This window comes from Richelia intracellularis HH01 (assembly GCF_000350105.1).
GTDB lineage: Bacteria > Cyanobacteriota > Cyanobacteriia > Cyanobacteriales > Nostocaceae > Richelia > Richelia intracellularis.
This window is the reverse complement of sequence record NZ_CAIY01000002.1, coordinates 1-9,588: the sequence shown is the minus strand read 5'-3', so window position 1 is coordinate 9,588 and position 9,588 is coordinate 1. Positions and strand designations below refer to the sequence as shown.

Here is a 9,588-nt window from a genome sequence, read left to right as displayed (position 1 = left end):
GATCAATTACACTTTTAAATTAATTAAAATCACTTTTCATAAAATAAATACAAGATATGAGAATCTAAACTAGATAAGCGTTATTTTCTAAAAAGAATAAAAAATAGTTAAATTTTGATCAAAAGACTAAGAGCTAGTTATTAATAAAAACCCCCTGAAATTACACAATAATAATTAACTCTAGATTTTTGAAAATAATATATTGGGATAACTAATCAAAGATAATATTAATAACCATTATATTTACACGAAATAATACTGAACTCAGTATAAATTAAAAGCATAAATATAAAGAGAAAAATACTCTCCAAAATACTTATATATTTTGGAGAGTATTTTTTTCCGTGGCATTAAGTTAATGAACCTTTAAGTCAAGTCATGAAATAATGGATATACAGTAATTATTACTATCCAAAGTAGTTTTAAATCGAATGGCTGATTGGTTTTATCTCTACCCTACCCTTTATCCTGGTGTTTTGTTGAAACGCTATAAGCGTTTTCTAGCAGATGTAAGACTCTCTTCTGGAGAGGTGGTAACAGCACATTGTTCAAATACAGGTCCGATGAAAGGTGTTTCTACTCCTGGTAGTCTTGTACAACTTTCTCTAAGTAACAATCCTAAGCGTAAGTTACCTTACACTTTAGAACTAATTCAAGTTGATGATAATGATAAACCTACTTGGGTTGGAGTCAATACCATTTTGACAAACAAGGTAGTCAAAACAGCACTGGAAAAGCATTTATTTCCGGAGTTAGGAAAATATAGCCAAATTAAGGCAGAGGTGGTTTATGGAAAAGATAGAAAAAGTCGCGTTGATTTTTGCTTATATCCACCGGAAAACCGAATAAATAGTGCTACACAGGACAATAGAAATATATATGTAGAGGTTAAAAATACTACTTGGTGCAATGGAAAATTAGCATTATTCCCAGACACGGAAACAACCAGAGGACAAAAGCATTTACGTGAATTGATGGCAATAATGCCTACAAGTAGGGCAGTCATGTTCTACTTTATTAGTCGTAGTGATTGCACTGAATTTGCTTCCGGAGATGTTAGTGACCCCCTATATGGTGATTTGCTAAAAGAAGGGATAAGTCTTGGATTAGAAGTCTTACCTTGCCGATTTGATCTATCACCTACTGGTATTCGTTACTTAGGATTAGCTGTATTGAAACTTTGAAAGGAGTCAATGAGGAGAAATTTTAGCCTGCTGACAATATAAACAATGCTAACAAGAATAAATATTACCCTTATAGCTCATTCTAAAAATGGAAGAGCATATCTATACTTTTCATACTAATATGAAATAGCCCTATACTTGCTCTATTGTAATCATTAATGTAAGGAAAATCCATAAGAACTTTAAAGCTTAATTCTATCAAGACATCCTGAGAAAGCTTAAAAAAATAGCTAATAATTTGTATTGCTTTTGACTTTTTTTTACCTAAACTAGGTACTAGCATAGTGCGATATTAACTATTAAGAGAAATACTTCATATTTTAAAGTTAATAAAATTACATGTACTAGTTCCAATATTATATATTTCTTACCAGATATTAACTTATAGGAGCTCTAGAAGGTACTATTGTATTGGATTCTATATCCAAAAAATATAGAGTTTTACTACTTTTCTTTATATTGATATCTATCTACGATAATTATCAATATTTCGGGTTTTTAATAGTTCTAAAAATTCTCATTTCTCAGATTATAAATATAAGCTCAATCTTTTAGTTCTTCAATTCAGGAAGTTTGATTGATTGTTTACATTAACAATGTAGATTTTTTCAGCGTTTATTTTAATATTTTACTAGCCAATAATTATAGCCACTGAAATTATTATAACTGATTGTATTCTCGCATTTTGAAGACAGAATAAATATCAAATCAACAAAATTATAATTGTTATATGTATGAAATAAAAAAATGTGCTAGTGTAATCTACATATATTATGTTGATGCTTTATTCAAATAATCAAATATTACCTATTATTATCATTGAAGGATCTAATTGGTGGCTAATACTCTTTCTTAATTTATGATTAGGTGTGAAAATAATATAGCTAGAGTACTTTATCCAAATTTCTATATATTTGTTATAATTTACAATTAAAATACATCAATGTATTTTAATTGTAATCATTTCACCATTTTATTTTTCATCTATATCGCTTGCTAACTTTTATTATTAACTAATTAATTTTGTATAAATAGTCAAACTAAATTCTGGCTTTCACTGATGTTGAAGCATCGTTTATTTATTGTTGCTTTTATCATATTTTGATATATTTGCTGAAGGCAGTAATCATAATACTCAATTATTAAAATATCTCATTGGCTTAAATTTATATATTTATTAATTTAGTTATATTAATAGACTTATCGTTAGATAATCGATTCTTTCATTTACCTAATAATCATCCCAATAAGTTAATATCATTCCAATTATTTTCATATTTTTTTGTATAGTTTGTAATAGTAGTATTTTTTAATACATTTGTGATTATATCTAAAGTATTTAACTATGATTAATAAATACTTTCAATACCCACAAATCTTATACTCCTATGATAATTTTGTTGTTAGTGAGGTATTTACAAACTAATGTTAATATTATTTCAGGCTTTTTACTCTAACAAATCATGTGATTCATATCATAATATATCATCCGTCCCTAAATAAATTTAAAACAATCTAGTAGCTTAGTGACTTTATTGATATCTGTATTATCTTTATAGTAGATAGAAGATTTATCAGTTTGTTGACTTTATATGCATGATTCATGATTTTACTCTAATGTTATAATCAAAGTAGTATTTATTGATTTAGTTATTAGTTATTTTACCTGATTTGCATTAGTTAAAGCAATTTAATAAAATAACGACATTGTTTTTTAATATATAAAAATACCTAAATTAAAGATATTTTTATATATACTCATTACTATTTTTAGTAATAACCGTAGTTGGCAAATAATACTGAATTTAGTATAGTAATTTAGTTTAAATAAAGTTAAATTTATTTTTGAATTTAGACTATTATATATAGCTTTAGTGTATGAAACTATTTATTGATAAAATATTAGTAATTTATTGCAGGTTTTTCTTATTGCTCCTATATATAGTAAAATTACTAATCTCTCTTTTCTCTACCCCCAAAATTAAAAATATAGAAATAGTTAGGCTTTTTGTTAGGATTTAAAAATCATATTAATAAAAAATAAATCTAAAAGTATGAGTAAAGGAACACTGTTTGATAAAGTTTGGGATTTACATACCGTTGCTAGACTTCCTTCAGGACAAACACAACTATTCATTGGACTACATCTAATTCATGAGGTCACTAGCCCTCAGGCCTTTGTCATGTTACGAGAGAAGGGTTTAAAGGTTTTATTTCCAGAACGTACTATAGCAACGGTGGATCATATTGTCCCTACCACTAATCAGGTACGTCCTTTTGAAGATGTTCTAGCAGAGGAAATGATGCAAGCCCTTGAACAAAACTGCCAAGAAAATGGTATTACTTTCCATAATATTGGCTCCGGTAACCAGGGTATTGTTCATATAATTGCTCCAGAACAAGGACTTACACAGCCGGGGATGAGTATTGCCTGTGGTGATAGTCATACATCTACCCATGGTGCATTTGGTGCGATTGCTTTTGGTATTGGTACTAGTCAAGTTAGAGATGTTCTAGCCTCGCAAACTATAGCCCTATCTAAATTAAAAGTTCGTAAAATTGAAGTTAATGGCACTCTACAGCCAGGAGTTTATGCTAAAGATGTAGCCCTCCATATTATCCATACTCTTGGTGTTAAAGGAGGTGTTGGCTATGTATACGAGTACACAGGTACAACTTTTAATAAAATGAGTATGGAAGAAAGGATGACTGTCTGCAACATGGCGATTGAAGGTGGTGCTCGTTGCGGTTATGTTAATCCTGACCATATTACCTATGAATACCTCAAAAATAGGGATTTTGCTCCCACGGCAACAGACTGGGACAAAGCAGTTGCTTGGTGGGAATCTATACGTAGTAACACAGATGCTGAGTATGATGATGATGTAAAATTTAATGCAGCTGATATTCCTCCTACTGTTACTTGGGGTATTACCCCAGGTCAAGGGATAGGAATAGATCAGCTTATACCTATGTCAGCAGAACTACATGAAGAAGATCGTCTTATTGCGGAGGAAGCATACGATTACATGGATCTTACTGTAGGTAAACCAATTCAAGGGACCAAAATAGATGTCTGCTTTATTGGTAGCTGTACTAATGGAAGAATTAGTGATCTGCGGGAGGCAGCAAGAGTAGCAAAAAATCAACATGTAGCCAAGGATGTAAAGGCATTTGTAGTTCCTGGTTCAGAACGAGTAAAAAAGCAAGCAGAAGCAGAGGGATTGGATCAAATCTTTATAGATGCGGGGTTTGAGTGGCGTGAACCTGGATGTTCTATGTGTTTGGCAATGAATCCTGACAAACTGCAAGGCAGACAAATTAGTGCTTCATCTTCCAATCGGAATTTCAAAGGTAGACAAGGCTCTTCTTCTGGGCGTACTTTGCTTATGAGTCCAGCTATGGTTGCTGCTGCTGCAATAAAAGGGGAGGTTTTTGATGTGCGTAAGTTATTAAGCTAAGAATATTTTTATCATAAACCTGAGTTTTGATAGATTGCCAATTAGATAATCTAGCTAATATTCATCCAGTTTCTGTAATATATCTAGCAAAATTCCAAATCCATAAACAGAACAAGATATTAAGTATAAAATTAGAACACAAAATCTCATGGTTAGAAAAGTTATCACTGTTTCCGGATGCGGTATTCCCCTAATAGGGAATGACATTGATACTGACCGCATTATACCTGCCCGTTTTTTATGCTGTGTTACCTTTGATGGTTTAGAAAAACATACTTTTGCTGATGACAGAGAAAGTTTAAAAGGTCAACATCCTTTCGATTTACCTCAGTATAAAGATGCAAGAATTTTAATTGTGAATTGTAACTTTGGCTGTGGTTCCTCTAGAGAACATGCACCACAAGCACTCAAAAAATGGGGTATTCAAGCATTGATTGGTGAGAGTTTTGCAGAAATATTCTTTGGTAACTGTGTTGCTATAGGTATTCCTTGTGTTAATGCAGAATCTAACATTATCAAAAAATTGCAAGAAATTATTATAGCTAATCCCCAAGTAGTAATGAAAGTAAACTTAGAAACTATGGAAGTAACCTGTGGTGAATTTGTTACTCAAATTTCTATGGGAGAAGAAGCTAAAAAAATGATTATTTCCGGTGCTTGGGATACTTGTAGCCAGCTATTATCTCAAAGGAAACAAATACAAGCAACTGCAGCAAATTTACCATATTTAGGCTGGAATTAGACAGAAATTTTTTACGTAGATATACTTGAAAATAATCAATAGAACATAGTTGGAAAAAATTCTGGTTTGATGATGACTCTTGTCCCCTGTCTGAATTGTTTTCAAACAGGGGACAAGAGTCAATAGTTTGTCAATAAAAGCTTTCAAATCATATAAATAACTATGACTAACATTTTTGACTTACGAAGCATACATTATTTTAGTAATTAATTTCCGTATTTGAAAATGACTCTGAAGACATCAAGTTTTGCGATAATTATACTAGGAATCGTTTCAGACTCATAAAGGTAATAACCTCAACTACTCATTCTTGCTTATTCTAAATGATAATCTATAGATGTCTGAACAGAGCTAGCTGTATCATAAAATTCTTATCCACAAATTAAAATTTCCAGAAGCAATCGTTATTGAATAAAATATAAACCTTCAAATAACTATATAGAAAAGTTATAACCCTTAGTCAGATATACAATTAACAAGGAATAAGTTTAAGTCTTTGAAAGAGCTATGGAACCAGGAATTAATGAATACAATAGCTGGAAAATCTAAAAAACCTCACACTTCCTGGTACTTAGATTTGTATATGATCCTGGAAGATTATACGCGTTACTACCAGCATTATAATCTAAACTATTCAAAGTTATGGTAGCTCAAGCTCGAACAACAGCGATGGTGATAAAATTTATTGTAATATCATAACTTACTAAATTATTTACCTTTAGGCTGACATTGTAACTACACACAAGTAAAGGAGTTTTCATATGTAAATTTCTGGACCCTTAAATTAATTTCGGGGACTAACTTTTTTGAGAAGTTTTAGCATAGAGAAGTGATAAAAAACCATTTTTTAATTTCATTTTTTAATTTGTATTTGAATTATACATATACAATACGGTAGTTAAAACAAAGTTAGTTATGGCAAGACGATATTGCTCCATGTTTAGTCCTAATTCAGAAGAATTGTAGTATTTCTATGGTAAATCGTAATAAACAAATAAAATATCTTATCCTAATCTCTAGGATAAAGTCTCACAGGTTTTCTGGATTGTCCCTAAATTAAATTCCAGTCATTTATTATATGACACTATTGATTATTGCATAGCCAAAAGTTCGATGGCCATAGGCAAGATTTTATGTTCTTCAATCTGAATTCTGGCATGTAGGGTTGCAGATGTATCTTCAGGCAAAACTGGAACTGCAGCTTGAATTAAAATTGGTCCACTATCCATTTCTAAACAGACCAAATGTGCAGTACAACCAGCTATTTTGACACCAGCACCCAAAGCCTGTTCAATAGCGTTAATCCCTTTAAAAACAGGCAATAGACTCGGGTGAATGTTAACTATTCTATTCGTGAATGCATTAATTAATACCGGGGTTGCTAGACGCATCCACCCGGCCATCACAACTAAGTTCACATCATAATTTTGCAAAGTTTCTACAATTTTTTCGTCTAATATTTCCCTCTGTGTATATTTCCGATGATTTAGTAACACTGAAGGAACATTCCAAGCATCTGCTCTAATAGCAGCATAGGCATTAGGGTTATTGTAAATTAGAACTTGAATTTGGGCATTTAGTTTCTGTTCTGCAATTGCGCAAGCTATAGCTTCAAAATTACTTCCGTTCCCTGATGCCATTATACCCAATTTAAGGAAGATTGGCTTCTTTTGTTGAATATTAATATTAGGAGAAATCAAGTTGGGAGTAGAATTGATATAAATAGTCATAACCGTAGGAAAAAATATTTTTGAATGTTTAAAATCTACTATACTAAAACCAGTTTTAACCTAAATGCTAAGTCTTGGTTAGATAACCATACCTTTGCTGCCAGCATTTTTTTGAGTCCAGCAATTCTTTTGCTGACAGTTTTTGTATTTTTTCCTATTATTTACTTAGTCTATCTCAGCTTTACTACTGGTAGCTTTACCAATAGTGGGATTTACTGGGTGGGTTTTAAAAATTATTGGCGTTTACTGCTGAACCATGACTTTTGGGAGGTTATGGGTAATACCCTTTATTTCACCTCAGCTGTGGTTATACCGAGTTTAGTAATCCCTTTGGGATTAGCAATTCTATTAAATCAAACTTTTCAATTTCAGGGAATATTACGCACAGCATATTTTTTACCTTCAATTATTTCAATGGTAGCTGCAGGGTTGGGTTTTCGCTGGTTATTTCAAAACCAAGGTCCAGTAAACATGATTCTGGAAAGTATAGGTATAGAACCTATCAGCTGGCTAGGAGATACTTTTTGGGGAATGCCGATTCTAATAATCTTGTGTATATGGAAGCAAGTTGGCTTTAATATGGTCGTGTTTCTGGCTGGATTACAAACAATTCCTATCAGTTATTATGAAGCAGCAGAATTAGATGGTGCTAATGATTGGCAACAATTTTGGTATATAACCTTATCTAGCTTGCAACCAACGTTTGTTTTTACCCTTATCACCACAGTAATTTTTACCCTACGTAGTTTTGAGCAAGTCTATATTCTGACTGGTGGTGGCCCATTAAATTCAACAAATTTACTGGTTTATTACATTTACCAAGAAGCTTTCGGTAAATTTGACTTTGGTTATGCTGCTGCTGCTGCAACTGTATTGTTGGGAATCACGATGGTGATAGTTTATCTCCAACTACGTAATTTACAGTAACTCTAAAGTTAATTCAGTGATAAAAAGTAATCCATATGAATCAAATTTAAATTGGCTCATACTGGGAGAAAAGTAAAAGATTAATACTCTCTAATATTCGAATTTATAATAATTCATGACCTTTATGAATTATTTAAAGTAAAAGATTAAAGCTAGGCTTATCACTTATAAAATAAGATACTTCATTTATTTATATCCAATGTTATTTATAAAGTTTAAATTTGATTGAATCAAATTTAAACTTTATAAATAATTATGAAAAAGCATTATTTTAAATAAATACAGGATAACTTAAGTGATATTATTAGTAGAATAAATATAAGTATTTTGAGAGGCTTTTATAGATAATTAAATACAGTAACTAGTTGCATAATTAAAATATAATGATATCCAAATTAGATAATATAAGAGATACAATTATTATATTAATAATATGCCATATGCATACATAAGTGATACTAAATAATTACAAATCATGAATTTACTTAAACTTAATAGCTTTCCTATTTACCCTGGTAAGGGTAATTTTATTCTCCCTATTCACTACATTTATACGAGTAGATATAAAAATCAATACTCCTGTAATAGCTATCATAGTCAAACCAATATCTATATATATTACATATCTGGTCATTATAATCAAGCTGTATTCAAAACAAAAATACAAATTACCAGAATATTTAGATAATATGATTAAGTATCATATCTAGAAGTATATTAATATCAATAGTTACAACATTTTACTCACATATTTATAATTTTTATTTTTGCTTTTATAGTATTTTGTTTTATGCGAATGGCCTTTTATAATCACTTCAAATAAGATTATAGTATTGTTATAACTCTAGTAGGTATCATAACTATTTTTATGAGCTCAGGCTGCAGGATAATCTTCTTAATAAGAGTAAGATAAAAATTGGGTAGGCTATATCTATCCAATGTCTGCGTTGTAGTCTATAGAAAAATATTATGTTGACAATACAAAAATCACTTGTATTTATACTTAACTTTTTGATAAGTCTATTTTCCATTCCAGCTTGTTAGCTAAGATATGCTTGCTTTCTAAGTCAAAGGGCTTTGATTTTATGTTGACTTAACTATGGTATCCTTCTTGCAAATTGCCAATTAATCTGGGCAAATATATTTAAATACCTACCATTCGTATTTTAAGTTAAATTATCAGACTAAAAAGCGATAAAATAATTATAGAAAAGTTTATTAAATACTTCCAGTGTAGAATCGATAAGTTATAAATAAAAATTTATGAACCTATCCTAATAACATTTAATAAGTTCGAAATTGAAAGATATTAAAAGAATAATGTTATATCTGCTATTCAATATTTTAGCCACCTTTTTATATGTGCATAAAGCTAATTTTAACTCATTTAAGAATAATGTTTACCTGGTAAAAACAGGCTATTTAATTAGCTTTTATATTAGGTATAATATTTCAGATTTTTGATTTAGGCGTGTTTTATTTTTAGAGTAGTAGTTACTTTTACCTTAGCTAAATTTAAATTTAACATATCAATAATTTTGAAT

General features: G+C 30.4%; 5 protein-coding genes. 4 read left to right on the top strand and 1 reads right to left on the bottom strand.

Going from position 1 to position 9,588, the window contains the following annotated elements; translation table 11 throughout:
* Positions 1-431 precede the first annotated feature (431 nt).
* From sfsA to leuD, 3 genes are all read left to right on the top strand, one after another.
* Positions 432-1,184, top strand: coding sequence for a DNA/RNA nuclease SfsA (gene sfsA / locus RINTHH_RS00160; RefSeq protein ID WP_008231375.1), 753 nt, complete (start codon positions 432-434; stop codon positions 1,182-1,184).
* Positions 1,185-3,238: 2,054 nt separating this feature from the next.
* Complete coding sequence (gene leuC / locus RINTHH_RS00150; protein ID WP_044304254.1) at positions 3,239-4,645, top strand: 3-isopropylmalate dehydratase large subunit; 1,407 nt, start codon at positions 3,239-3,241, stop codon at positions 4,643-4,645.
* 148 nt (positions 4,646-4,793) lie between these two features.
* Positions 4,794-5,387, top strand: coding sequence for a 3-isopropylmalate dehydratase small subunit (gene leuD / locus RINTHH_RS00145; RefSeq protein ID WP_008231373.1), 594 nt, complete (start codon positions 4,794-4,796; stop codon positions 5,385-5,387).
* Positions 5,388-6,478: 1,091 nt separating this feature from the next.
* Here leuD and purN read toward each other — a convergent pair.
* On the bottom strand, positions 6,479-7,117 hold the full coding sequence (gene purN / locus RINTHH_RS00140) for a phosphoribosylglycinamide formyltransferase (RefSeq protein ID WP_008231370.1): 639 nt from the start codon (positions 7,115-7,117) through the stop codon (positions 6,479-6,481).
* Positions 7,118-7,141: 24 nt separating this feature from the next.
* Between purN and RINTHH_RS00135 the strand changes: the two genes are divergently transcribed.
* Positions 7,142-8,044 (top strand): carbohydrate ABC transporter permease, encoded by a 903-nt coding sequence (locus tag RINTHH_RS00135; RefSeq protein ID WP_008231368.1) that lies wholly within the window; start codon positions 7,142-7,144, stop codon positions 8,042-8,044.
* Positions 8,045-9,588 lie beyond the last annotated feature (1,544 nt).